23 protein-coding genes are annotated in these 24,210 nt (G+C 56.0%); 10 read left to right on the top strand and 13 right to left on the bottom strand.

Going from position 1 to position 24,210, the window contains the following annotated elements:
* Positions 1-22 precede the first annotated feature (22 nt).
* Complete coding sequence (locus tag H1Y61_RS08865; RefSeq protein WP_180572358.1) at positions 23-583, top strand: hypothetical protein; 561 nt, start codon at positions 23-25, stop codon at positions 581-583.
* A gap of 37 nt (positions 584-620) precedes the next feature.
* Here the strand turns inward: H1Y61_RS08865 and ilvC are convergent, their stop codons facing one another.
* The 4 genes from ilvC to H1Y61_RS08845 all read right to left on the bottom strand — a co-directional run bounded on the left by ilvC (position 621) and on the right by H1Y61_RS08845 (position 4,256).
* Positions 621-1,640: a ketol-acid reductoisomerase gene (gene ilvC, locus H1Y61_RS08860; protein ID WP_015916424.1), complete on the bottom strand. Its 1,020-nt coding sequence runs from the start codon at positions 1,638-1,640 to the stop codon at positions 621-623.
* A gap of 57 nt (positions 1,641-1,697) precedes the next feature.
* Positions 1,698-2,321 carry a TetR/AcrR family transcriptional regulator C-terminal domain-containing protein gene (locus tag H1Y61_RS08855; RefSeq protein WP_041698078.1) on the bottom strand — a complete coding sequence of 208 codons (624 nt, stop codon included), beginning with the start codon at positions 2,319-2,321 and terminating at the stop codon, positions 1,698-1,700.
* A gap of 314 nt (positions 2,322-2,635) precedes the next feature.
* The gene (gene msrA / locus H1Y61_RS08850; protein ID WP_180572357.1) at positions 2,636-3,145 is read right to left on the bottom strand and encodes a peptide-methionine (S)-S-oxide reductase MsrA; all 510 of its coding nucleotides are present in this window, start codon (positions 3,143-3,145) and stop codon (positions 2,636-2,638) included.
* Between the two features lie 814 nt (positions 3,146-3,959).
* Positions 3,960-4,256, bottom strand: coding sequence for a PRC-barrel domain-containing protein (locus tag H1Y61_RS08845; RefSeq protein WP_015916427.1), 297 nt, complete (start codon positions 4,254-4,256; stop codon positions 3,960-3,962).
* A gap of 444 nt (positions 4,257-4,700) precedes the next feature.
* Between H1Y61_RS08845 and H1Y61_RS08840 the strand changes: the two genes are divergently transcribed.
* Positions 4,701-4,928, top strand: a complete 228-nt coding sequence (locus tag H1Y61_RS08840) for a hypothetical protein (protein WP_180572356.1) — start codon at positions 4,701-4,703, stop codon at positions 4,926-4,928.
* A gap of 69 nt (positions 4,929-4,997) precedes the next feature.
* Here H1Y61_RS08840 and H1Y61_RS08835 read toward each other — a convergent pair whose 3' ends face one another.
* Positions 4,998-5,462 (bottom strand): Lrp/AsnC family transcriptional regulator, encoded by a 465-nt coding sequence (locus H1Y61_RS08835; RefSeq protein WP_070150458.1) that lies wholly within the window; start codon positions 5,460-5,462, stop codon positions 4,998-5,000.
* 174 nt (positions 5,463-5,636) lie between these two features.
* Between H1Y61_RS08835 and H1Y61_RS08830 the strand changes: the two genes are divergently transcribed.
* From H1Y61_RS08830 to H1Y61_RS08820, 3 genes are all read left to right on the top strand, one after another.
* Positions 5,637-6,350 (top strand): aspartate/glutamate racemase family protein, encoded by a 714-nt coding sequence (locus tag H1Y61_RS08830; protein ID WP_180572355.1) that lies wholly within the window; start codon positions 5,637-5,639, stop codon positions 6,348-6,350.
* Positions 6,351-6,429: 79 nt separating this feature from the next.
* Entirely contained in the window at positions 6,430-7,041 is a 612-nt protein-coding gene (locus H1Y61_RS08825) for a TetR/AcrR family transcriptional regulator (RefSeq protein ID WP_409363933.1), read from the top strand.
* A 174-nt stretch (positions 7,042-7,215) separates the two neighbouring features.
* A complete protein-coding gene (locus H1Y61_RS08820; RefSeq protein ID WP_180572353.1) occupies positions 7,216-8,430 on the top strand; it encodes an MFS transporter in 1,215 nt (404 codons plus the stop codon).
* A gap of 78 nt (positions 8,431-8,508) precedes the next feature.
* Here the strand turns inward: H1Y61_RS08820 and H1Y61_RS08815 are convergent, their stop codons facing one another.
* Both H1Y61_RS08815 and H1Y61_RS08810 read right to left on the bottom strand, forming a co-directional pair.
* Positions 8,509-10,284, bottom strand: a complete 1,776-nt coding sequence (locus H1Y61_RS08815; RefSeq protein ID WP_180574459.1) for a methyl-accepting chemotaxis protein — start codon at positions 10,282-10,284, stop codon at positions 8,509-8,511.
* Positions 10,285-10,843: 559 nt separating this feature from the next.
* Entirely contained in the window at positions 10,844-11,218 is a 375-nt protein-coding gene (locus tag H1Y61_RS08810) for a winged helix-turn-helix transcriptional regulator (RefSeq protein ID WP_174082366.1), read from the bottom strand.
* 273 nt (positions 11,219-11,491) lie between these two features.
* Between H1Y61_RS08810 and H1Y61_RS08805 the strand changes: the two genes are divergently transcribed.
* Positions 11,492-12,367: an SDR family oxidoreductase gene (locus tag H1Y61_RS08805; protein ID WP_180572351.1), complete on the top strand. Its 876-nt coding sequence runs from the start codon at positions 11,492-11,494 to the stop codon at positions 12,365-12,367.
* Positions 12,368-12,499: 132 nt separating this feature from the next.
* Here the strand turns inward: H1Y61_RS08805 and H1Y61_RS08800 are convergent, their stop codons facing one another.
* Complete coding sequence (locus H1Y61_RS08800) at positions 12,500-13,252, bottom strand: pyridoxine 5'-phosphate synthase (RefSeq protein ID WP_180574458.1); 753 nt, start codon at positions 13,250-13,252, stop codon at positions 12,500-12,502.
* Between the two features lie 564 nt (positions 13,253-13,816).
* On the opposite strand from H1Y61_RS08800, the gene H1Y61_RS08795 reads away from it, so the two are divergent.
* Complete coding sequence (locus H1Y61_RS08795) at positions 13,817-14,509, top strand: MerR family transcriptional regulator (RefSeq protein WP_174111221.1); 693 nt, start codon at positions 13,817-13,819, stop codon at positions 14,507-14,509.
* Positions 14,510-14,540: 31 nt separating this feature from the next.
* Here H1Y61_RS08795 and H1Y61_RS08790 read toward each other — a convergent pair whose 3' ends face one another.
* Together H1Y61_RS08790 and H1Y61_RS08785 are read right to left on the bottom strand one after the other, a co-directional pair.
* Positions 14,541-15,671, bottom strand: a complete 1,131-nt coding sequence (locus tag H1Y61_RS08790; RefSeq protein ID WP_070150986.1) for an ATP-dependent DNA helicase — start codon at positions 15,669-15,671, stop codon at positions 14,541-14,543.
* A 48-nt stretch (positions 15,672-15,719) separates the two neighbouring features.
* On the bottom strand, positions 15,720-16,313 hold the full coding sequence (locus H1Y61_RS08785) for a LysE family translocator (protein WP_180572350.1): 594 nt from the start codon (positions 16,311-16,313) through the stop codon (positions 15,720-15,722).
* A gap of 149 nt (positions 16,314-16,462) precedes the next feature.
* Here H1Y61_RS08785 and H1Y61_RS08780 point away from each other — a divergent pair, with 149 nt between their 5' ends.
* Entirely contained in the window at positions 16,463-17,308 is an 846-nt protein-coding gene (locus H1Y61_RS08780; protein WP_180572349.1) for an aldo/keto reductase, read from the top strand.
* A gap of 147 nt (positions 17,309-17,455) precedes the next feature.
* Here H1Y61_RS08780 and H1Y61_RS08775 read toward each other — a convergent pair whose 3' ends face one another.
* From H1Y61_RS08775 to H1Y61_RS08765, 3 genes are all read right to left on the bottom strand, one after another.
* On the bottom strand, positions 17,456-17,635 hold the full coding sequence (locus H1Y61_RS08775; protein WP_180572348.1) for a hypothetical protein: 180 nt from the start codon (positions 17,633-17,635) through the stop codon (positions 17,456-17,458).
* A 336-nt stretch (positions 17,636-17,971) separates the two neighbouring features.
* The gene (gene ilvN / locus H1Y61_RS08770) at positions 17,972-18,544 is read right to left on the bottom strand and encodes an acetolactate synthase small subunit (protein WP_015916441.1); all 573 of its coding nucleotides are present in this window, start codon (positions 18,542-18,544) and stop codon (positions 17,972-17,974) included.
* A 21-nt stretch (positions 18,545-18,565) separates the two neighbouring features.
* On the bottom strand, positions 18,566-20,344 hold the full coding sequence (locus H1Y61_RS08765; RefSeq protein WP_081355388.1) for an acetolactate synthase 3 large subunit: 1,779 nt from the start codon (positions 20,342-20,344) through the stop codon (positions 18,566-18,568).
* A gap of 431 nt (positions 20,345-20,775) precedes the next feature.
* On the opposite strand from H1Y61_RS08765, the gene H1Y61_RS08760 reads away from it, so the two are divergent.
* Complete coding sequence (locus tag H1Y61_RS08760) at positions 20,776-22,782, top strand: ATP-binding protein (protein ID WP_180572347.1); 2,007 nt, start codon at positions 20,776-20,778, stop codon at positions 22,780-22,782.
* Between the two features lie 183 nt (positions 22,783-22,965).
* Entirely contained in the window at positions 22,966-24,153 is a 1,188-nt protein-coding gene (locus H1Y61_RS08755) for an MFS transporter (protein ID WP_180572346.1), read from the top strand.
* Positions 24,154-24,210: the final 57 nt, after the last annotated feature.

Genomic DNA, 24,210 nt, shown 5'->3' with positions numbered 1-24,210 from the left:
TAGTCAGCCATACGAGTTATAAATGACTTTAAGTTCAAAAAAATCACTCGACCGAGCACTTTGCAGGCATGCTTTTGATGATACAGTCGTATCCACAGCGCGACTTGCAGCATACTCGACCTCTCGAAGCCTAAAAGCAATTGGTCACGGAGAGTATTATAATATATCTGAAGATATATGCAAAAAAGATCTTCTAATACTATCTATATCAGTCAGAAAACTTGCAGAAATAACAGAAACGACATCAAAATTAAAAGAAAAATCAATACAATGCATGAAACCGGAACAAGAAAAAAATAATATATCGTCAATTTCAGTATGGGACTTGATCGGAAATATAATCCATGGCGTTGAAATCGACGTAGTCAAAAATATTGGTATGGCTTTATATGCTCACTCTGACCCTTTAAAGGCCTCCAGAAGCAAAGAAGAAATCGACGCCGCAGTAATTATAAAATCAGATAAATTCCCTCGAAGAGCATTTAAGCTGAACGATTTCATTTCGCACATCAATACATACACTGACGAAGCAAACGATAAAATGTCAGAGCACGGAATATATTTAGGAAGCGGATTCGAATAGGGCCGGAAAAATCCCGACCCTATTGCCATCTAAACGATTAGTTGCGAGCCTTGTCAACCAGCTGGTTCTTGGCGATCCAAGGCATCATGCCGCGCAGCTTGGCACCGACTTCTTCGATCTGGTGCTTGTCGTTCATGCGGCGAATGCCCTTGAAGCGAGCAGCACCTGCGCGGTATTCCTGCATCCAGTCCGATGTGAACTTGCCGGTCTGAATGTCGTGCAACACGCGCTTCATTTCAGCCTTGGTTTCAGCAGTGATAATGCGCGGACCGGTGACGTATTCGCCCCATTCAGCAGTGTTGGAGATCGAGTAGTTCATATTGGCGATACCGCCTTCATAGATCAGGTCAACGATCAGCTTCACTTCGTGCAGGCACTCGAAATAGGCCATTTCAGGCGCATAGCCGCCTTCAACCAGCGTTTCAAAGCCAGCGCGGATCAGCTCAACCAGACCGCCGCACAGAACGACCTGCTCGCCGAACAGGTCGGTTTCGCATTCTTCCTGGAAGGTGGTTTCGATAATGCCCGAACGGCCACCACCAACGCCACAAGCGTAGGACAGAGCCACTTCAAGGGCGTTGCCGGACGCATTCTGATGAATAGCAACGAGGCAAGGCACGCCGCCGCCCTTCTGGTATTCGCCACGAACCGTGTGGCCAGGACCCTTCGGTGCGATCATCACAACGTCAACGGTGTTCTTTGGCTCAATCAGGCCGAAGTGAACATTGAGACCGTGGGCGAAAGCAATGGCTGCGCCATCACGGATGTTGCCAGCGATGTCAGCCTTGTAGATGTCAGCCTGCAATTCGTCAGGGGTTGCCATCATCATCAGGTCAGCCCAGGCAGCCGCTTCGGCAACGGTCATGACCTTGAAGCCATCGGCTTCAGCCTTGGCAATGGTGGCCGAGCCAGCCTTGAGAGCGATCACGACGTTCTGTGCGCCCGAATCCTTGAGGTTCAGCGCGTGAGCGCGGCCCTGGGAGCCGTAGCCAATGATGGCGACTTTCTTCGCCTTGATGAGGTTCAAATCGGCATCACGATCATAATAGACGCGCATTGTGTTATCCTTCCCTATGCTATGTCTGATGTTGAGTATTTTATCCTTCGCCAGGATTTACGCTGACGATGTTTTGTCCGTGCCGTGCAACACAAGAAAGGCGGACACCGCCTTGTGTGCGCGGGCGTCGAATTTTCGTGGCTCGGGTTTTTCACCCAGCAGCAGGCGAACGTGAAGATCGGAAACGATCAGGCCGTAAAGCGTCCGATAGGCATCCTCGCCGTCCTCGAACCGCAACAGGCCATCGCGCCGTCCGGCATCCAGCAGCGCCCTCGCCCGGCGGTCGATCTGGCGGCGGCCACGTTCCAGAAGCATTTGCCCCAGTTTCGAGCCGTCGCGACTGGTCTGGCCAATGGCAAGACGGTTCAGCGCCAGCGAGATTTCGCCGGACAGGACATCCAGCAAATCGCGGGCGAAAACCTGCAAATGATCCGCCAGCATCTGCGGCGTCAGGCGCTCGCCGGCGCGCTCGAAGGTGCGCACCTTGCTGGCCTGATAGGAAATCATCGCTGACAGCAGACCGTCGCGATCGCCAAACCATTTATAAAGGCTTTCCTTGGAGCAATTGGCTGCCCGCGCCAAACCGGCAGTGGTCAATGCCTTGTCGCCGCCTTCGACCAAAAGGCGCAGGGCCTCCGCCAGAACCGCGCTCTGGCGTGCAGAAAACTCTGCTGTTGGCATGGCATTGGTAGACACAGTGAACGCCCTTCAATCTAAGTACCGTACGGTACGGTTCTTGTTAACGCGCTTCGCAATGCTCGTCAAGCGCCTGAGTGACTGATAAGGCTGAAGAATGCAGTGATGATAGGAAGAAGGGGAAATTTCAGGCGAAAGCGCCAAGCGGTTTTGGCGGGGGGAAGACTTTGAAAAAGGGGAGAGAGAGCATTTCCGCGGTTCACTGAAAAGCGGAAATGCTCAATGATCTCAAGCGAGAGACTGAGAAGGGAAGTCGAGAATCTGCCGCCGTCAAAAGGCGGAACGTCTTTGGAGGACTGTTATGCCACAGCCTGACGTTTCGGAAGTTTCCAGTGCGGTCGCGGAAAATGGCAGGTATATCCGTTTGGAATGCGCTCAAGATAGTCCTGATGCTCCGGCTCGGCCTGCCAGAAATCACCCACAGGCGCCAGTTCGGTTACGACCTTGCCAGGCCAGATGCCGGAAGCATCCACGTCGGCAATGGTGTTCTCGGCAACCTTCTTTTGCTCTTCACTCGTGTAGAAGATCGCGGAACGATAGCTGACGCCGACATCGTTTCCTTGCCGATTAGGCGTGCTTGGATCATGAATCTGGAAGAAAAACTCCAAGAGATCGCGAAAGCTTGTCTTTGATGGATCGAAGATAATTTCAATCGCCTCGGCATGTGTTCCATGATTGCGATAGGTCGCGTTCGCGACATCGCCGCCGGAATATCCCACTCGGGTAGCGATGACCCCGGGAAGCTTGCGGATCAGGTCCTGCATGCCCCAGAAGCAACCGCCTGCCAACACTGCGCGTTCACTCGTCATGGACGTAACTCCTATGGTTGGAATGCAATCTATGTAGGAACTATCGCACCCTGTTTCCAGCGGCCAATCGGCATAGTAACGGCCCTGATGCCCATGGCGGCGGAATAATCCACCCGCCCCTGCCCGACAAAAGGTGGAAAGTCATCTCCTCAAGTAGCTTTTTGTACCGCTGTCGGTAAGGCAGAACCGTCCACCCCGGGGACCAACGCAAAAGCTGCCAGAACGGCATGAGCAAGATCCTTCCGAAGATGGGGCCAAGGATGGAGCCATGGGCGGTGTCAGGTTGAACGCGGGACCATCCGGCCGACCTCCCGTTCCCCCCATAAATCTCGAGCATGACTTCTTGCTGGCGCTGATTGAGCCATCATTGCAGACAAAAAGATCGCCGCGACACATTGCGATGCCCGCTTTACGACCACTACAGGGGAGATTTTCAGCGTGTAAAAGGGTTGGCATCACACAAACGACCGCCGAAAAAACCGTCAAGGCCACGGTCGTTATCCGGAAATTTCCTCGCAATGCGGAGCATGCCTTTAGGACGTCATTAACGAACGTGTCGATAGTCGCGAACCTCATGAAAAGGCTCGTCCGGTCGTTCGATCGAAAAAACCTTTGTAAGCGGAGCAGCGATACAAAACATCCGCAGACAGAATTCGGGTCGCCCCGCAGACGACGCCCCTTCCCCAGCCCAAACCAACTCTATATCCCATGAAAATGGCCACCCTGATCCCCAGGATGGCCATAATATAGTATTTAAGCGAACTTTCACATAACCTAAGTCATGGAAATCTTCTGACTGTCATGCCTGGGACAATTAGTCCTTATGCGCAGGCATGTCCTTCAGCTGATCCTTTGTCCATGTGGTAACAGCATGGACGTCGCCATCTTCATCCCGCATGAATTGCAGATCCGAAAGCGGAACGCCGACCGGCTTTGCACCGATACCCAGGAAGCCGCCGACATCGATGATCGCTGTGCCGCTGGCACCCAGACCATGAACATGATCCAGCTTGCCGACCTTATGGTCGTCAGCACCATAAATGGTTGCACCTTCGAGCACGGCAGGGGTGAGTTCAGCAGTGGTGAGACGAACGTGATTGGTATGATTCATTGGGTTATCCTCCTTGTTTGTACTGTAGAGGTAACCAACGGGGCAGAGGTTTGTTCCCTGGGTGACAAACCAAAGCATGTGCAGAGAATAAGGATCGACATCCCCGGCGCTTACTCGCACCATATCGGCAGAACCATTGATAACGCTACGACTGCACAATTTTCCATCACATCCATGTCCTTTGAACGCCATAACGCATCAAAAGGAAGTGAGACCGTCGAGAGAAGACCATCCAAGGCGAAAATCCCTTAAGGCAGCACAAGTAATAAGCTGATTATGCTGGGCTTTTATAACGTCAATTCGACAAGAGACGCCAACGCATGCCTGCAATGCCTTTTCTGACAGGCGCGCGCCGTTGCAAAGCACACCAAAAACGCCCAGATTCCAGGCATCGAACCGAATAGTTCGACTTAATTTTATCCACTTGCAAAGTTGGAGATATCCATGAAAACCTTTATCGCAACAGCCGTGCTCGCAAGCCTGATCGGTGCATCCGCATCGTTTGCGGCAACCACGACAAAGACCACCACCCAGCCTGCCCAGTCCACTGCGTCAACGCAAACGGCGGCGCAACTGAACACGGATGACAGAAACCAGCAGTCGTCCAGCAGCGAATGGCAGTTCAAGGCCCCCACGAAGAAGCCGCATCACCGCAACGAATATAACGGCTGATTGCCGCGACCATCTCGATAGGGATGCGTCATTGATACGAAACGCCGGCCTGCGGCGTTTCGCCTGCTCTCATACCGCATAATCCACCGGCACAGCGGACCCGCTTTTCATCGTCTCCATCGAGATCGAGGCGGACACATCGAAAAGCTCGATACGCCGCACCAGCCGCCGATAAACCACGTCGTAATGCTCGACCCGTGGCAGAACGATCTTCAAGATATAATCATGATGGCCGGTCAGGCGATGCGCCTCGACGATTTCGGCGATATCGGTGATCGCCCGGCGAAACTCCTCCGTCCATTCATCGGTATGATGCGCGGTTTTGACCAGCGCGTAGACAGTGGTCGGCACGCCCACCTTGTCGCGATTGAGCACGGCGATCCGTCGCTCGATATAGCCCCCCTCTTCCAGTTTCAGGATACGGCGCGAACAGGCCGAAACCGATAGGGCAACCTTGTCGGCCAGATCACTCACCGCAATAGCGGCATCCCGTTGCAGCAGGTCCAGAATTTTCCTGTCTCTTTCGTCAATCACGCCTTAATCCTCCGCCTTCCAGGATGAACACGCAAAGCATACGCGCATTTCACATTTTTCTCGCAATTTTTGTGCGGAACTTATGGTGATTTTCGAGAAGTTTGCAAATCAACCGCTTCAATCCACTGGCATAGTTTTGTTCATCACCACCAAAGACACTAGGGGAACACGACAATGCGAATGATCGGCTTGATTGGCGGAATGAGCTTTGAAAGCTCGGCGGTTTACTATCGGCTCATCAATGAGGCAGTTCGCCATCAGTTGGGCGGTTTGGCGTCAGCTGAAATCGTCATGCGCTCGGTCGATTTTTCGCAGATCGTCGGCTACCAGAAGGCAGGCCGTTGGGATCTGGCGGAAAAAGTGCTGGGCGATGCCGCTGCTGCCCTGGAGCGCGCCGGTGCCGAATGCGTGTTGATCTGCACCAACACCATGCATCTGATTGCCGATGCCGTGGCGGCCCGTGTTTCCGTGCCGCTTATCCATATTGTCGATGCAACGGCCCAGGCCATCAAAGACGCCGGCTTCAAGCGGCCCCTGCTGCTGGCCACCCGCTACACGATGGAGCATGGCTTTTACACCGATCGCATGCGCGCCCTCGGCCTGCTGCCCATGGTGCCAAGCGCAGAGGATCGCGGCATCGTCCATGATGTGATTTTCGACGAACTCTGCGCGGGTCGCGTCGAAGCACAGTCGCGGGCTGCCTATCTGGCGATCATTGAAAAGGCCAAGGCAGACGGTGCCGACTGCGTCATTCTCGGCTGCACCGAGATTTGCCTTCTGCTCAATCCAAATGATCTTTGCCTGCCGGGCTTTGATTCCACTGCTATTCATTGTGGGTCTGCGGTGGAATTTTCGCTCACTCCGCAACAGGTTAAGAAGATAGCCTGAACGCATTGACTGCGGTTTGTTGATCGCAGTCAATTTTTTGCTTGATTTGGAAACGATCATTTCCTATTGTAGAGCCATGATGAACCAGCAAACAAAATCCGGCAGACCAGCGGGCCGCCCTCGGGAATTCGACACGGACGTGGCGCTGGACGCCGCCTTGGTGGTGTTTTCCGAACGGGGCTACCAGGCCGCCTCGGTCAGTGAACTTGCCGAAGCCATGGGATTAACGGCAGGCAGTATCTACAAGGCGTTCGGCGACAAGCGCGGTGTGTTTCTGGCCGCCTTCGATCGCTACTGGTCGGTGCGTCATGCGATGATCCTGAAGCGCATGGCACCGCTTAAGACCGGGCGGGAAAAGCTGTTTGCCCTTTTGCAGCATTACGCCGAACACGCCCATGGTGCGGCAGGCCGGCGAGGCTGCCTCGTGGTCGGCGGCGCCAATGATCTGTCACTGCTGGATGCGGAAGCCTCCTCTCGGGTGGGTCTTGCTTTTACCGCCAACCAGCAGCGCCTGAAGGATCAGATTGTCACCGGACAGGCCGATGGCTCGATCCGAGCCGATCTCAATGCCGATGTCATCTCCAGCGCCCTGCTCTGCCTGACGATGGGCATGCGCGTGGTCGGCAAGACAGGCCGGACAGAAGACGAGATGCAGGCCGTGGCGCAAGCGGCGCTGCGGCTTTTGGACTGACCAGGATTTCATCCCTTACAGCACCGTGCAGCAGCACGACGCGCTGAGCTTCGCCGTAACACTTTGCTATTCGCTGAATCATTCAACAGGCACTCACTCACACCAATCCCCACTCACTATTGTCCCATGGCATCCTCCCAAGACCATGGCGCCCCAAGCCGAGAAGCAACCACCATGACCCTTTCCAGCCCGCTCTTGCGGCACGATTCCGAACACGCCCTGTCGCCAGCCCTGACCTTTATCTTCGCCCTGGCCTGCGGGCTTATCGCCGCCAATCTCTATTACGGCCAGCCGCTGGCTGGACCGATCAGTGCGGATTTGGGGTTCTCACCCCAGGCGACCGGCCTGATCGTTACCCTTACCCAGCTCGGTTACTGTCTCGGCCTGCTGCTGCTGGTGCCGCTGGGTGATCTGATCGAAAACCGCAAGCTGGTGCTCATCCTGATTGGTCTTGCCGCGCTGGCCCTGCTGGGCGGCGCGCTTTCGACCTCGCCGGGCCTTTTCCTGCTGGCCTGCCTTGGTATTGGCCTTGCCTCCGCAGCCGCCCAGGTTCTGGTGCCCTTTGCCGCCAGCATGGCGCCGGATGCCTCACGCGGGCGGGTTGTCGGCAATGTCATGAGCGGGCTGCTCTGCGGCATCATGCTGGCCCGGCCCATTGCCAGCTTCATCGCCGAGGCCTCGTCCTGGCATGTCATCTACGTCCTTTCGGCGGTCGCCATGATCGGATTGATGGTTGTGCTCGGCATGACCCTGCCCCGCCGCCAGCCGCATGCGCAGATCGGCTACGGCGCCCTTTTGTCCTCCATGGCCCATATGGCGCTGACCAACCGCGTGCTCCAGCGCCGGGCGCTGTATCAGGCCGGTATGTTTGGTGCCTTCAGCCTGTTCTGGACCACGACGCCGCTGCTGCTGTCAGGCCCGCATTTTGGCCTGAGCCAAAACGGCATCGCGCTGTTTGCGCTCGCTGGAGCATCCGGTGCCATCGCCTCACCCATTGCCGGACGAATGGCTGATCGCGGCCTGACCCGGGAGATTTCCATCGGCGCCATGGTGCTGGGCATCGCTGCGTTCCTGCTTAGCCGTTATGCGATTGAAACCTCCCCGATCACCGGCGTGATCTGCCTGACACTTGCGGCCATCACCCTGGATTTTGGCGTACAGGCCAATCTGATCAGCGGCCAGCGCATCATCTATTCGATGACAGCCGCCCACCGCAGCCGGCTCAACGGCATCTATATGGCGACATTCTTTCTTGGCGGAGCGCTTGGCTCAGCCATCGGCGGCTGGGCCTACGCCACCGGCGGATGGTCGCTAACCGCCTGGATCGGCCTCTGCTTTCCGGCCGCCTCGCTCGTATTGCTGCTGACGGAACGGCGGCAAACGGAGTAGAATCTAAAGGATTGGATAGAAAACGCCGTGCGTTTTATAAAACGCACGGCGCTAAACGGTTTAAATCTAATTAGTTTTTTAAAACTCGCTCCAGCCGCCGGATTGAGATGCGACGGAACCCGCCACCTTCGACATCAACTCCCGTGCGGGCGAAGTCGTGGGCCGATGCGCTGACGTCGCCGCGCCAAGCTGGCGTGACGAAGGCCTCATGCCGGTACCACCCAGCTGGAACTTTTCAATCAACTCACGCAGACGCGCCGTTTCCTGGGCAAGCGATGCACCGGCAGCATTCGTCTCTTCTACCATCGCCGCATTTTGCTGCGTCACCTGATCCATCTGGTTGACGGCCGCATTGACTTCGGAAAGGCCGGTGGCCTGCTCACGCGCCGAACTGGTAATGGCTTCCATATGTTCATTGACCGCAATAATATTCTGCTGGATTGTTCGAAGCGCCTCGCCCGTTTCGCTCACCAATCTTACCCCGGTGCTTACCTCGTTTGAAGAATTGCGGATCAGTTCCTTGATTTCCTTGGCTGCCTGAGCAGAGCGCTGCGCCAGTTCGCGAACCTCTTGCGCGACCACGGCAAAGCCCTTGCCCGCTTCACCGGCACGAGCCGCCTCGACACCGGCATTCAGCGCCAGCAGATTGGTCTGAAAGGCGATTTCGTCGATCACCCCAATGATATTGGAGATCTGGTTGGACGAATTTTCAATGCGCGACATCGCGCCAACAGCATCTTCGACAACCTTAGCAGAGCGTACCGCATTGTCGCTGGCTGTCGATGCGGAATGGCGGGCTTCTTCTGCGCGCTTGGAGGCATTCGTCACGTTGACAGTAATTTCATCAAGCGCCGCAGCGGTCTCTTCCAGGGAGGCGGCCTGCTGCTCGGTTCGCTTGGACAGATCTTCTGCACTCTGGCTAATTTCGCGTGTGCCATTGTCGATCTGGCTGGTTGAATGCGACACCGCGCCAAGCGTGTTGCGCATCTGAAGCAATGCATCATTCATCGTGCGGCGCAATTCTTCAAAATCCGGCGCAAACGGGGTATCCAGAGTGAAGCTCAGATCACCTTGCGCCAGCCGCGTCAGGGCAGTGCCAATCGCATTGACCGCATTCACTCTTTCGGTCACGTCCGTGGCAAACTTGACGACTTTTGTAACCTTGCCCTTGGAGTCCAGGATTGGGTTATAGGCAGCGTTTATAACCACCTTCTTTCCGTTCCTGCCGTAGCGAACAAACTCTGCCGATTGAACTTCTCCGCGGCGCAAGCCAGCCCAGAACTCTTTGTAGTCGGCTGATTTTGCGTATTCGGGGTCAACCAGCATGCTGTGGTGACGACCCTTTATGTCGTCCAGCTTATAATCAATGGCTTTGAGGAAGTTTTCGTTGGCGGTAACGATCTCACCTTCCATAGTAAACTCGATAATACCTTGAGAACGGCTAATCGCCATCATCTGCCCCTGGTAATCCAGGTTCTGCAATCGCTCCTTGGCATTGGCCCATTCGACAACAAAGCCAGTGGTTTTTCCACTTTCCCGCAACGGCGTGACGATGAGATCGAACGCGCGGTGACCAACCCAGATCGTCGCCCGGTGCTGCGTTTTGAGAGCAGCCAGCATATTGCGCTGATGGGATGGGTTTTTATGAAAAATATCGATATTGCTGCCAATGAGTTTGTTAAAATCGAAGCGGGGAAGTTCCTTCTTGAGGTCAGATTCAGCCTCTTTAAGTAGTTCCATGACGGATTCGTTCATATAACGAATGTTCAGATCAACATCCGAGATCATAATATTCGCTGTAATCAGTTTCAAAGATTGGGTCTGCATCCGAGCGACACTAGAAATTCCAAACATTACGTGTAGTCCCTTTCCGACGAACTGAGGAAGGCGCGAGAACAGGCTCTGCTCTGTCGAGAGCGTCACGGATACCAACCCAAATGATACTGCCAGCATGAAGTTTAGGCGAAATCTCCCTATAATCTATTAATAAATTAGCTAGCGCGAAATATGTGGAATATGAAAATTCCGCTGAGATTATACAATAAAATTAGAGACTTATATATTATTTTTCTTGAGAAGACGCAGGATATTGTGACATTCGACCACGGACGACGGGTGGTTTTTTAGTCCAACATCAGTCTGGCAGCCGCCAGAAACCAGCTTTACCGAGAAGCCAATTCAGCGGGGTCTTGGCACCCATAGTGCATCGATCCAAACGGAGGCTTCAGCCGAGTTTGGAAAAATCGATGCATAAACAAAAAATGAGTGCACGAAAGCATGAACGAAGTGAATGCGTCAGTGCAATAGCGCCGTGCTCAATATATGGCGCACGGCGCTATAGTTCTTTATATCCTGCTGTATAATCGTCTGTTTAAATCCACGCCGATTTAGGAAATTATGCAGGCGTTCAGCCTCAAACATTCTGCCTATCGAACCGAGCTCGGGCCTCGACCACGCGAGCATGATTGTCGATGGCAAATTCCACGAGATATTTGAGTGAAAATACCAGCTGTTCGCCCATCTCCGTCAGACCATATTCAACGCTGGGCGGTTTGGTGGGGAAAACCTGCCGGTGGACATAACCATCGCGTTGCAGGTCTCTCAGGGTCTGGGTCAGCATACGCTGGGAAATGTCCGGCACCAGGCGTCGAAGCTCACCAAAGCGATAGGGTTTCTCGGCAAGCGAACCTAGAATGAGCGTCGACCATTTGTCGCCGACATGGGAAATCACCGAGCGCACCGGGCAATTGTCTTCCGCCCGCTTGCTTTTGCTTACCCCCCTCGTCATTGCCTCCGAGGCAGCCCGCTGCGTGGCATCGTTCATGATGGTACCCTTTCTGTAACCAAAGGTGCTAAAACTGCCTTCTTTACAGCAGTTCCAAAAGGCTGATTATAGTGCTGGTCTCAAATTGAGAGCAACAAGATAATAGGGTATCGAGTTTTACAGGCCGTGCGTTTTATAAAACGCGGAGACAACTCTGTAACACTCTATATCCACTGGATAATTTCCCTTCAACCAATTCCGGTTCAAGGAATTATGCAGGAGCTGGGATAGAGAAATATGACCAAAATACTGATTACCGGAGCATCCGGAAAGCTTGGAAGACTTGTCATCAACCATTTGCTGGAAAGCCAGCATGTTGCCGCTGCTGATATCATCGCTGCCAGCCGCAACCCGTCTGGTCTGGCGGATCTTGCCGCAAAAGGCATCGAAACACGTCAGGCCGACTTCACCGATCCGGCATCGCTAAACCAGGCCTTTTCCGGCATTGACCGGCTGCTGATCATTTCCACCGATGCCATCGGTTCGCGCGTCGAGCAGCACAAGGCAGCGGTTGCCGCCGCCGCCAATGGCAAGGTCGGCCGGATTTTCTACACGTCCATGCCAAATCCGGAGACATCCAGGATCCTGTTTGCTCCCGAACATGCGCAAACCGAACAGGCCATCAAGGCTTCCGGCCTTGCCTATACGATTTTGCGCAACAACTGGTACATGGAAAATCTGTTCATGACGCTGCCATCAGCGCTGGCCAGCGGCCAGTGGCACACATCCGCCGGAGAGGGCAAGACCGCCTATATCGCCCAAGAAGACATTGCCCGCGCCATTGCCAGCGCTCTGGCCAAGCCTGTGGCCGAAAACATCATCTATACGCTCAGCGGCAGCCGCGCCTATACCAACAGAGAGATTGCCGCCCTGGCCGAAAAAGCCACGGGCAAGCCGCTTGCCGTGGTCGACATCACCGACCAGCAGTTGGAAGACGGCATGGTCGCTGCCGGCATTCCCAAACCCGTAGCGCCAGTGTTCGCTTCAATCGATACGGCCATCCGCGCCGGTGACCTGGATGTGATAACCGATGATGCGCAAAGCTTGTCGGGCCATCCACTGCTGCCGCTAGAGGCCTTCATCGAAGCAAACAAGGCCTCCGTTATCGGTTGATCGATCCATATCGACCAACCGGCATAGGCTCCCGTGACCTCAGAATGACGCCAAGCAATCTCTGCTCAGCATGGCGTCATTCTGGATGGCACATCTTGAAATATGTAGATCTGGCTAAGTGGCGCGGGGACCTCAGGCCAGCTCGCCGCAGGCCCGGCGAAAACGCCGAACGGTTTCGGCCATGCCGAATTCCAGCGCGTCCGCCGTCAGCGCGTGACCGATAGAGACCTCGGCCAGGAAGGGAATCCGCTCCGCCAGCGCCGGAAGATTGGCGACCGTCAGATCATGGCCGCCATTAACGCCCAGGCCCAACGCATGCGCGGCATCAGCGGTTGCCCCCAGAAGCGCAAGCTCACTGGCCGCTTTTTCTCGCGCGTCATAACAGCTGCCATATGGCCCCGTGTAAAGCTCGATCCGGTCGGCGCCGGTCGCCTTGGCCGTGGCAACCGCCTGCGCATTCCCATCGCCATCGGCAAACAGGGAAACCCGCATGCCTGCCGCCTTCAATCGCGCAACGACATCTGTCAAAAACACTTGATGCGCGGCGAAATCCCAGCCATGATCAGAGGTAGCCTGAGACGGGTCATCGGGGACCAACGTCACCTGCTCCGGCTGCGCCTCTTCGCAAAGCCGCAGAAAATCTTCGCTGGGATAACCCTCGATATTGAACTCGGCCTTTGGAAACTCGTCATCGATCAACGCACGCAGCAGCGGCAGGTCGCTGAACCGGACATGCCGCTGGTCGGGCCGGGGATGAACAGTCAGGCCTTGAGCGCCCGCCTGAAGCGCCAGGCGACCGAAATGCCGGACATCCGGCCAGGGAAGATCGCGCCGATTACGCAGCATGGCGATGGCATTCAGATTGACGGATAATTTTGCTGGCATTGGCGAAACCCGTTTTCTTGCTGCGGCGCTCAAAGTCCGCACCCAGACGGTCATCGCCGTCCATCCACTTCTGTAAAACCTTGACGCTGAAAAGACCAACGAGATTATGCAATAAATCGATGCAAATTGATGATCGGTCGCCAGAAATTGTCGGACAGAATGGGGACTTGCTTTGCTGACGCCTCTTTTGGGCCAACCGAACCGCAAATCCATCCAGGGTGAACAGCACTGGCAAGCGTGAAAGCGTGTTCGAATCTTTATGTCCGAAAAATTACCTCGAAGAAAAAATCCGAAGCCCTAAAAACCATGGGTTTGAATTTTAGTAAAACTGATGATATATTTACAAACAAGAGTTTAGATCGAGCATCTTTAGATCGGACATCATCACGTTTTGGAAATTCTTCGGCGGGAGGTTCAAGTATTTCCAGGTTTCGAGCATCACGCAACCACATCTCCAGGGTAGCAACATAGAACACCGCAACCAATGGAGAGATCAACCGAGAACGATATTGGAACGAAATGAGAATATTTCCCGACATTATCGGGACAAGGGGGACTTATCGCATGGCAGGCCAGCCCGACTTTCTTGACGTTACCGAATCCATCACTCCCATCCTGAAAGCAGGTCTTGCCATGATGCCGGATCTGCCTTTGCCCGAAGACCTACCACCGGAGCCGGTGGCAATTTCCGAAATGGCCAATCTGTTTGGCGTCACCCACAGAACCCTGCATTTCTATGAGGAAAAGAACCTCCTCTCTTCAAGCCGCATGGGGTTGATGCGGGTCTATTATCATCGAGACATTATCCGCATGGCGCTGATCAACACCTGCCGGGAGATCGGCATGCCGATTGCCGCCATTCAAGATCTGTTTGCCGAACTGAGCGGCACCATCACGCAGGCACAAGCCAATGAGCTTCTCAACACGGCGCTGGAGGCCCGGAAACGGGAATTGATTGCATCGCAATCCATGATGTTTCGCCAGATCGAACAGATCAACAGCCTTCTCACCCGCGAAGATGATCAGGGTGAAACAGAGATGCCGACACTGCGCCATGGCATAGATCTGACCGAACTGGAGCATCACTGCCTGTCGCTGATGGCGGAAGGCTATACCCAGGTGCGGGTAGCGCGAACCATGCAAATGACCTTCGAAGCCGTGATTGCTCTGGAAGCCAGCATTATGCGCAAGGTCCAGGCGACAAACCGGTTCCAGGCTGTGGCAAAAGCGGTGCTGCTGGGCATCGTCGCCAATTAGAAAGCCGACCAGTCCCGTTACCGGACGCCCCTTACCGGACGATGGTCAGCGTCTCTGCCGCACGGGTCACGGCGGTGTAGAGCCAGCGCTCGCGCGTATCACGAAACGCCCAGCTTTCATCGAACAGCACAACATTGTTCCACTGCGAGCCCTGGGCCTTATGCACCGTCAGCGCATAGCCGTAATCAAACTCGTCGTATCGCTTGCGCGTCGTCCAAGGAATTTCAGTCTCGACGTCTTCGAAGGCCGCTTTCAGCAGCTTGATCTTGGCAGCACCTCGATCCATGTCGTCATCTTCCGGCTTGATCAGCAGGTTCATGCCGGGTTTCACCGTCTCTCGTGAAGAGGTCATCACCTGCCAAAGCGAGCCGTTCAGCAGACCCTTGACCTGATCATTGCGCAGGCAGACCAGCTTATCACCGGATTGCGGGTAATCAGCGGTAAAGCCCTTCAATTCGCGCAGCCGCTTGTTGTAGCGTCGCCGGGTCTTGTTGGTGCCGACCAGAACCTGATCGCAATTCAGCACCAGATCCTGCGTCACCTCATTCTTGGAAATCACCCGCGCCGTGCTGCCGTAATCGCCATGCATGATTTCCTTGCCTTCGCGAATCTGCATGGCCAGTTGGATGATCGGATTGTCACGGGCCTGGCGATGAATATCCGTCAGCAGATAATCCGGCGCCTGTTCGGTAAAAAAACCACCGCCCGTCACCGGCGGCAACTGGCCGGGATCACCCAGAACCAGAATGGGCGTGCCAAAGCTCATCAGGTCGCGGCCAAGCTGCTCATCGACCATTGAGCACTCGTCGATGACGATCAGGGCGGCCTTGGCCACCGGGCTTTGACGATTGACGGAAAACATCGGCGTCATCGAGGTCTTGCCGGTTTCCTCGTCCGACACTTCCTCTTCGCCACGCGGACGATAGATCAGCGAATGAATGGTGCGCGCTGTCGTTGCCCCACGCGACCGCAACACTTGCGCCGCCTTGCCGGTAAAGGCCGCAAACAACACATCGCCATCGACATTCTCGGCAAAGTGCCGGGCAAGCGTGGTCTTGCCGGTTCCGGCATAGCCGAACAGACGGAAAACCGGGGTCTTTCCCTCCTTCAGCCATTTGGCAACGGCCTTGAGAGCTTCATCCTGTTGAGGTGCAAATTCCATAGCGAGGAAATGCGCGGATTCGCGGGGCAAAAGCAAGGACAAAGCGCTTTATGCCAGCATAGGCCACAGGCTTGCGACCAACAGCGTGGCCATGGTGATATTGAACCACTTCAACCGCACCGGATTGGACAGCCATTCCCGCAGCACCGAACCGAAACCAGCCCAGGTCGAGACGACAGGCACATTCACCAGCGCAAACACCAGGCCGACCAGAAACACCGTGAACCAATAGAATTGCGGATTGGTATAGGTCGCCATTGCCGTAACGGCCATCACCCAGGCCTTGGGGTTGATCCATTGAAATCCCGCTGCCGCCAGAAAAGACATTGGCGCTGCCTGCGCCTTGCCTTCCCCCAAACTGCGTGATGAGCCGATTTTCCAGGCAATCCAAAGCAAATAGAGGCCACCGGCAATTTTCAGCCCATGGTAAAGCACGGGTACTGCCGCAAGCAAGGCGCCCAGCCCCAGGCCAACGCCGATCAACAGCGTGAAAAAGCCAACACCGATACCCAACATATGCGGCAGGGTGCGCAGAAAGCCAAAATTTACCCCTGACGCAAACAGCATCATGTTGTTTGGTCCCGGCGTAATCGACGTGGTGAAGGCAAAGAGGATCAAGGCGACAAGCGTCTCAGCAGCCATAAAAGATGGTTCCAATTGATTTTAAGTCAATATAGCTGACCTATCACTTGTCTCTACCATCAGATTGTCTTGGTGACATGATTGACTGTTTTCGTCTTGCCCGTTCCAACCACCCTGTTATCCTGACCGCCAACTTCGGGAGCAAGATTATGAACGATATCATTCCCACGGTTACCCTGCCCTGCGGCCTAACCGTGCCGGCTCTTGGCCTCGGCACCTGGATGATGGGTGAGGATGCGAGTGCGGCGAAAGATGAAATTGCCGCCGTGAACCATGCGCTTGATCTCGGCATGACAGTGATCGACACCGCGGAAAAATATGGAGACGGCAGTACCGAACGCCTTATCGGCCAAGCCTTGAAAACCCGCCGTGACGAAGCTTATCTTGTCTCGAAAGTCGCGCCGTGGAATGCCAGCCGCGACGGCACGATCAGCGCCTGTGAATCCAGCCTCAAACGGCTCGGCACCGACTGTCTCGATCTCTACCTGCTCCACTGGCGCGGCGAACACCCGTTGACAGACACGGTCGATGCGTTTGAGACACTGAAACGCCAAGGCAAGATCAAAGCCTGGGGCGTCTCGAACTTTGATGTCGATGATATGGAGGAATTGTTTGCCGTCGAAAACGGCGCCAACTGCCAAGTCAACCAGATACTCTACAATTTGAGCCGCCGTGGTGTGGAATATGATCTTCTGCCCTGGTGCCAACAACACGGCGTTGCCGTTATGGCCTATTCGCCCATCCAACAGGGACGACTTCTTCAGAACCCAGAGCTGATCCATGTGGCAAAGGCCAACCAGGCAACCCCTGCGCAGGTGGCGCTCGCTTTTCTGCTTGAGCGCGATAACGTGTTGTCGATCCCGAAGACCACGAGCCTATCCCGGCTGGAAGAAAACCGTGGATCGGTCGATCTCGACCTGACGAATGAGGATCTCGCGCGGCTTGATGCAGCATTTCCACCACCTCAGCAAAAGCAGCCGCTGGAAATGCTGTGACTGACGTATTTTTTCATATCATACCAAGTCTCGAACATGCTGACGCAGCCCAGACCTGGAGAAATTGAAAATATCTCAAATGCATCAAAGTTTTGAGATATTTTCAAATGAAATACTACAAAGAGTCATTTTCAATGATTGTTTGTATCAGCCCTTCAAGCAGGCCTGTAAGCTTGCCTGACTAGCAGCCTCACCATCTGAACCATAGGCATCGTAACAATCCAGCGCCCATTCACTCGAAGCATCGTCGCCAAGCGCGCTTTGCTCGTCATGCGATGACTGATGCTCCAGGGGAAGACGCGAGGTCTTGGACAGCTTGACCGCCATAAAGGAAGAATCCATCCTTGGTGACGCGCTGGCAAAAGACGCCGAAGGTATTTGGCGTTCAACAAGTCCCTTTGCCGCAAGACCAGCCGGAAGAGACAAGGATGCGATAAGTATTACGACTGTTGCTGCTTTCATGGCAGGCTCCCGTGTTTGGTAAGCCGTTAACGCGCCATTAGCACTTTTGTTCAAACCGGGGCGTAAAGCGAAAATCACAAGTCCGTGTAGTGCAACATACTTGTCAAGAGGAATGAACCAACAACTCCGGGGAAAACAAAAGACGCATCCGGATTGAAGCCGGATACGCCCTCAAATAGTTCAGCAGCAACAGGGTAGCGATCACATACCCTGCGAGCCACGGTTCATGGCGGCGATTCCGGTGCGGCAGACTTCGTTCAGCCCCAGCGGCTTCATGATCGACACAAACTGGTCGATCTTCGAGGACTTGCCGGTCAGCTCGAAAATGAAGTGATCCACCGTCGCATCCACCACCTTGGCGTGGAAGGCGTCGGCCAGCCGCAGCGTTTCGGCCCGCATTTCGCCAGTGGACACCACCTTGACCAGCGCCACTTCCCGCTCGATTGGCCGCTCCTGGCCAAGCTGACGGGCGCGCACGGTCAAATCCAGCACCCGATGGACCGGCACGATCCGCTCCAACTGCGCCTTGATCTGTTCCAGCACCAGTGGCGTGCCACGGGTGACGATAGTGATGCGCGACAGATGCGCCTCATGCTCGGTTTCCGAGACGGTCAGGCTTTCAATATTGTAGCCACGCCCGGAAAACAGGCCGATGACACGGGCGAGAACGCCCGGCTCGTTATCGACCAGCACGGACAGGGTATGACTTTCGACGGCCGCCGTTTCCGGGGAGATAAAGTAGGCCGAACCGGTCGGTTGTAGATGTGCGTTCATAACTCTTGGCTCCTCCTGGTGTTAAACGAGCTGACGGCCCTTGGCATCGATGGCCGTTGCCACCGCATCGTCCGTCGCCTCGTCCGGCAACAGCATTTCGTTATGCGCCTTGCCCGATGGGATCATCGGGAAACAATTGGCGAGGTTGGCCACACGGCAGTCGAAGATCACAGGCTTCTTGACGTTGATCATCTCCAGGATCGCATCATCCAGTTGATCGGGCTTTTCGCAACGGATGCCGACCGCGCCGTAAGCTTCGGCCAGCTTGACGAAGTCAGGCATGGCCTCGGTATAGGAGTTGGACAGCCGGTTGCCATGCAGCAGCTGCTGCCACTGGCGCACCATGCCCATATACTGGTTGTTGAGAATGAAGATCTTCACCGGAGCGTTATATTGCACGGCGCAGGACATTTCCTGGATGCACATCTGGATCGAAGCATCGCCGGCGATGTCGATGACCAGGCTTTCCGGATGAGCGATCTGCACGCCAATCGCCGCCGGGAAACCATAGCCCATCGTGCCGAGACCGCCGGACGTCATCCAGTGGTTCGGCTGTTCAAAGCCGAAAAACTGGGCAGCCCACATCTGGTGCTGGCCGACTTCCGTGGTGATGTAGGTGTCATGGCCAAGGCTCAGCGCCGACAACCGCTCGATGGCGTATTGCGGCATGATCACATCCTTGGACGGCGTATAGGAGAAGGACTTGCGCGCCTTCCAACCGGCAACACTGGCCTTCCATTCCGCCGTCTGGGCCGCATCCGGCTTTTTCGCCAGCGCCCGCCATTGACGCACCATGTCTTCCAGAACATGGGCGATGTCGCCGGTGATGGGAATATCGACGCGCACGGTCTTGTTGATCGAGGACGGATCGATATCGATATGGATTTTCTTGGAATTGGGCGAAAACGCATTGAGACGACCGGTGATGCGGTCATCGAACCGCGCGCCGATACAGACCATCACGTCGCAATCATGCATGGCCATATTGGCCTCGTAGGAGCCGTGCATGCCCAGCATGCCCAGCCAGTTCTTGCCCGATGCCGGATAGCTGCCCAGACCCATCAGGGTCGAGGTGATCGGAAAATCGGTGAGGCTCACCAATTCGCGCAGCAGCTTGGAGGCTTCCGGCCCGGAATTGACAACACCACCACCCGAATAGATCACCGGACGCCGGGCGCTGGCCATCAACTCGACAGCCGCCTGGATCGCCCTGGAGTCACCCTGCATTTTCGGCTGATAGCTGCGCTGGATCGTGTGGTTTTCCGGCGGTGTATAGGTGCCGGTGGCAAATTGCACATCCTTCGGAATATCGACGACGACAGGGCCGGGACGTCCGGTTTTGGCAATACGAAAGGCTTCGTGGATAATGCGGGCCAGATCGTTGACATCCTTGACCAGCCAATTGTGCTTGGTGCAGGGGCGGGTAATGCCAACCGTATCGCATTCCTGGAACGCATCCGAGCCGATCAGCGTGGTCGGCACCTGGCCGGACAGGCAAACCAGCGGAATGCTGTCCATCAAGGCATCCTGCAGCGGCGTAATCGCGTTGGTGACGCCAGGACCTGATGTGACGAGCATGACCCCGACCTTGCCGGTCGAGCGGGCATACCCTTCAGCAGCATGGCCGGCACCCTGTTCATGACGCACGAGGATATGCTGGATCTCGTCCTGCTGGAAGATTTCATCATAGATTGGCAGTACTGAGCCGCCCGGATAGCCGAATATATGTTCGACCCCATTATCCTTCAGCGCCCTCAAAACAATTTCTGCGCCGGTCATCCTGTTGTCTGTGCCAGTCATGTCTGCTCCCGCTATTTCCCGAATGCTGCTGTTATCGTGATTTTGGCCATAAAAAAAGGCCCCTGGAAGGAGCCTGTCTGTCGCGCATGGGAGGCTATTGCCTGACGGTCACACCGTCATGCCCATGCGCGTACCCACCACGAGAAGAATGTTAAAATTGATCATGGGCAAAGTGATAGCCAGTCTGACCGCAAGCGTCAACGGCAAAAAGCCTGCAAATGCGGCAGGAGGCGCACATTTTCGAAGCATCTGCGCCGGTGTTGCCGTCAAGATGATATACCGGATCTTAACAGCAGGCGGCTACCATCGCCTGCCGGTTCCTCGCCGGACCCCGGTCCATCACAGATGAGCGCCTTTTGCAAAACCCTGATCTTCCACCTTCAGACTCCTCCCTTTCCAGCGCATCCGCCGGGCAGGATCGCCGTGACCAGATGGCTCCAGGCAATCGCTTTCTGGGCCGTGTCGTTGCCTGCAATGGCGCACGCGCCACGATTGCCGCCACCGCCCAGGAAGGCGGCACCGACCTGACGTCGCTGTGGTCTGTCGGACGACTGATTTCCATTACCGTCGGGGAAAACCGTGTCGTCGCGCTGGTCTATGCCATGCGCACCGAAACCGGCCTGTGGAACGAGGATCGGGATAACGGCTTCATTGTCGATGTCGAGTTGATGGGCGAGGTCAGCCGAGGGCCGGAGGGCAGCGAAGTCTTCACCTCAGGCATTACCCAATATCCCTATCTTGGCGCCGTTGCCCACCGCATTCGCGTCGCCGATCTGAAGCGGATCTACGATTCGAAAGAAGGCGGCAGCTGCAAGATCGGGCGCTTGAGCCAGGACGATTCCATCGACGCCACCATCCATATTCCGTCAATGCTCTCCAAGCATTTCGCCGTGGTCGGCTCCACCGGCGTCGGAAAATCCACCGCCGTCTCCTTGTTGCTGCACAAGGCGATTGCCGCCGACCCCAAGCTGCGGGTACTGATCCTCGATCCCCATAATGAATTTGCCGCAGCCTTTGGCAATCAGGCCGTGGTGATCGACACCGACACGCTGGACCTGCCCTTCTGGCTGATGCGTCTCGATGAACTGACCGAAGTGCTCTATCGGGGCAGGCCTGCCGTCGTCGAAGAACTGGATGTTTTGCGCGACCTGATTCCGGAGGCCAAACGCGCCTTTAAAGGCTCTGAATCTGGCCTGACGCGCCGCAGCGAGCGGGCTGGTTTTACCGCCGATACACCAGTTCCCTATCGATTGTCGGACCTGCTGGCCGCCATTGACGAGCGGATCGGCAGGCTGGAGGGCCGCGACGAAAAGCCAGCCCTTCGCTCGCTGAAAATGCGAATCATGTCGGCGGTCAACGACCCGCGCTATCGCTTCATGTTCTCCAGCAACACGATCAGCGATACGATCATGGAAACCGTCGCGCATATCTTTCGCGTGCCGGGCCATGGCAAGCCGATTTCCACGTTCCAGCTGGCGGGCATTCCATCGGAGATCGTCAATTCCGTCGCGTCGGTGCTCTGCCGCATGGCTTTTGAGCTGGCGCTCTGGTCGAATGGCGCGATCCATATGCTGGTGGTCTGCGAGGAAGCGCATCGTTATGTGCCGGCAGACCCCAGCCTTGGCTTTTTTCCGACCCGGCAGGCCATTGCGCGGATTGCCAAGGAAGGCCGCAAATACGGCGTCTCGCTCGGCATCATCACCCAAAGACCGGGGGAGCTGGACCAGACGATCCTGTCGCAATGTTCGACTGTTTTTGCCATGCGGCTTTCCAACGACAGCGATCAGGCCATCATCCGCAAGGCCCTGCCCGATAGCTCAATCTCCGCCACCAGCTTCATTTCCTCGATTGGCAATGGCGAGGCGATTGCCTTTGGCGAAGCGATTGCCGTGCCGATGCGCATGCGGTTTGACCGGGTGGAGCAACGCCACCTCCCCAAAGCCAGCGGCAGCACGTTGGCACCCTCCGAAGACATGCCCGATAATATCGACCTCAGCGAAGTCATCTCACGGATGCGCGCCAGTGCTGAGCCGAATATTTCAGGCTTCCAACAGAGCTATCGGGTACCGGAGCCAGAAGCCTACAGGCCGCCCGCGCCCAATCCTGAGCCGACCATCACCACCTCACTTGCCGACCCATTCCGCGCCCAAACCTTCGAGCCGCCAGATGCACCGCGCCCGATCCTGCCCAGCCCGCCCATCGAGCCCTACCGGCCCGACATGCTACCCGGCACCGAGCTTGGCACCTCACCCGCTGCACCCCGCCCCGAACCCGCCTCCGGCTTTCGCCCTGCCAGCGCCTATGCGGGCCTGCGCAAGCCGGATGCCAACACCCTCTTTGCCGCGGCCCCTTCACCCGCCGTCCCGCCAAGGCGTGACACGAGCATGAGTTTGCGCGAGAGTATCCTGAAGAAGCCGCTGGGTGGGTTGAAGGATTGAGTGTGATCGCCGACCCAGCGATGCCACCACACAGGTATTGACAGACACCATGTTCGAAATTATCAATCCCGTGTCAGACGCTCTGACCGTAAGCGTATAACGTGAAGCAACGCACTATCGATCCTCGGTGATCGGAGTGCGTTTTTTTGTGCCCGAGCGACCGAGGATAGCCAGGAGAAAGTCATGGCTTTCCAAAAGACACGCGACCCTGCGCAGGGCCGCCTTTTCATACTGACAAGCGTCCTCTTCATTTCCTATCTCTGCGTGGGAATATCGCTGCCAATTATTTCTATTTATGTGACCGGCCAGTTGGGCCTCGGCAATTTCTGGGCCGGTCTTGCGGTTGGCATCACCTTCCTCTCCACCATTGTCAGCCGGAGTTTCGCGGGCAGGTTTTCCGATATGCGCGGTGCAAAGCGCGCTGTCAGGCACGGACTCACCTTCTATATCGCCGGAGCGATGATATCGTTACTGTCCGGCTTGCTATCGTCCATGTCGCTTTGGTCATTCGCCATCCTGATTGCCGGGCGCATCGTGCTGGGACTGGGCGAAAGCCTGGTTGCCGTCGGCATTATTGCCTGGGGCATAGGAACGATCGGCCCCGCCCGCTCTGGACGGGTTTTATCCCTGGTCGGTGCGGCTATTTACGGCGCGCTTGCCATCGGCGGTCCAATCGGCCTTGCTCTTTTCGAGTATCTCGGCTTTGCCGGAACAATGGCAATCAGCGCTGTATTGCCATGCCTCGGCATTGTAGCAATCACTCCGCTTGCAGGTATTGCTGCCCATCCAGGTGCAACACGCCCGTCATTCCTGAAACTGCTCGGCCGGATATCGGCGCATGGCTCAATCGTTTGCTTGCAGGGGATAGGTTTTGCCGCTATCGGCGCATTTTTTGCCCTGCATTTCCGTGAGCAGTCCTGGGCCTATGCTGGGCTAGGTCTCTCGGCCTTTGGAGGTGGGTTCGTGCTCGTTCGCATTTTCTTCGGCCACCTGCCCGATCGCGTCGGAGGTCTGCCCGTCGCCATAGTGTCGCTGCTCGTCGAAACGGTCGGACAGCTATTGATCTGGTCCGCGCCGGACCCGCTGCTGGCGCTCGCCGGTGCGTTCCTGACCGGGCTGGGCTGCTCAATGATTTTCCCCGCGATGGGGCGGGATGTCGTGCGTCTGGTGGAGCCGCATCTGCGCGGCACCGCACTCGGCGGATTTTCCGCCTTTCAGGATCTCGCCTATGGCCTGACCGCACCGCTGACCGGCATTCTTGCCGATCATGCTGGCTATCGTAGTGTCTTCCTGATCGGCGCACTCGCCGCCGCCATGGGCCTCTTCATCGCGCTTGTGTTGATCAGCCAAAAGAAGACCGCGCAGGTCTGACCCATCACCAGAAATCCTCTGTCCCGCGCAGGCTATACCATTTGTCGGGGCAGAGGA

Origin of the sequence: Agrobacterium vitis (assembly GCF_013426735.1) — a bacterium.
In the GTDB taxonomy this organism is placed as follows: domain Bacteria; phylum Pseudomonadota; class Alphaproteobacteria; order Rhizobiales; family Rhizobiaceae; genus Allorhizobium; species Allorhizobium vitis_D.
Note: the sequence above shows the minus strand (reverse complement) of the source record. Positions and strands in the feature narration are given on the sequence as shown.

Coding starts and splice junctions, on each gene's coding strand:
- H1Y61_RS08760 (WP_180572347.1), top strand. CDS start 20,776: ATGGCTCCAGGCAATCGCTTTCTGGGCCGTGTCGTTGCCTGCAATGGC.
- H1Y61_RS08765 (WP_081355388.1), bottom strand. CDS start 20,344: ATGACTGGCACAGACAACAGGATGACCGGCGCAGAAATTGTTTTGAGG.
- H1Y61_RS08775 (WP_180572348.1), bottom strand. CDS start 17,635: ATGGCGGTCAAGCTGTCCAAGACCTCGCGTCTTCCCCTGGAGCATCAG.
- H1Y61_RS08820 (WP_180572353.1), top strand. CDS start 7,216: ATGACCCTTTCCAGCCCGCTCTTGCGGCACGATTCCGAACACGCCCTG.
- H1Y61_RS08845 (WP_015916427.1), bottom strand. CDS start 4,256: ATGAATCATACCAATCACGTTCGTCTCACCACTGCTGAACTCACCCCT.
- H1Y61_RS08795 (WP_174111221.1), top strand. CDS start 13,817: ATGGCAGGCCAGCCCGACTTTCTTGACGTTACCGAATCCATCACTCCC.
- H1Y61_RS08830 (WP_180572355.1), top strand. CDS start 5,637: ATGCGAATGATCGGCTTGATTGGCGGAATGAGCTTTGAAAGCTCGGCG.
- H1Y61_RS08825 (WP_409363933.1), top strand. CDS start 6,430: ATGAACCAGCAAACAAAATCCGGCAGACCAGCGGGCCGCCCTCGGGAA.
- H1Y61_RS08755 (WP_180572346.1), top strand. CDS start 22,966: ATGGCTTTCCAAAAGACACGCGACCCTGCGCAGGGCCGCCTTTTCATA.
- H1Y61_RS08780 (WP_180572349.1), top strand. CDS start 16,463: ATGAACGATATCATTCCCACGGTTACCCTGCCCTGCGGCCTAACCGTG.
- H1Y61_RS08865 (WP_180572358.1), top strand. CDS start 23: ATGACTTTAAGTTCAAAAAAATCACTCGACCGAGCACTTTGCAGGCAT.
- H1Y61_RS08790 (WP_070150986.1), bottom strand. CDS start 15,671: ATGGAATTTGCACCTCAACAGGATGAAGCTCTCAAGGCCGTTGCCAAA.
- H1Y61_RS08815 (WP_180574459.1), bottom strand. CDS start 10,284: ATGTTTGGAATTTCTAGTGTCGCTCGGATGCAGACCCAATCTTTGAAA.
- msrA (WP_180572357.1), bottom strand. CDS start 3,145: ATGACGAGTGAACGCGCAGTGTTGGCAGGCGGTTGCTTCTGGGGCATG.
- H1Y61_RS08840 (WP_180572356.1), top strand. CDS start 4,701: ATGAAAACCTTTATCGCAACAGCCGTGCTCGCAAGCCTGATCGGTGCA.
- ilvN (WP_015916441.1), bottom strand. CDS start 18,544: ATGAACGCACATCTACAACCGACCGGTTCGGCCTACTTTATCTCCCCG.
- H1Y61_RS08785 (WP_180572350.1), bottom strand. CDS start 16,313: ATGGCTGCTGAGACGCTTGTCGCCTTGATCCTCTTTGCCTTCACCACG.
- ilvC (WP_015916424.1), bottom strand. CDS start 1,640: ATGCGCGTCTATTATGATCGTGATGCCGATTTGAACCTCATCAAGGCG.
- H1Y61_RS08800 (WP_180574458.1), bottom strand. CDS start 13,252: ATGCCAGCAAAATTATCCGTCAATCTGAATGCCATCGCCATGCTGCGT.
- H1Y61_RS08805 (WP_180572351.1), top strand. CDS start 11,492: ATGACCAAAATACTGATTACCGGAGCATCCGGAAAGCTTGGAAGACTT.
- H1Y61_RS08855 (WP_041698078.1), bottom strand. CDS start 2,321: ATGCCAACAGCAGAGTTTTCTGCACGCCAGAGCGCGGTTCTGGCGGAG.
- H1Y61_RS08810 (WP_174082366.1), bottom strand. CDS start 11,218: ATGACGAGGGGGGTAAGCAAAAGCAAGCGGGCGGAAGACAATTGCCCG.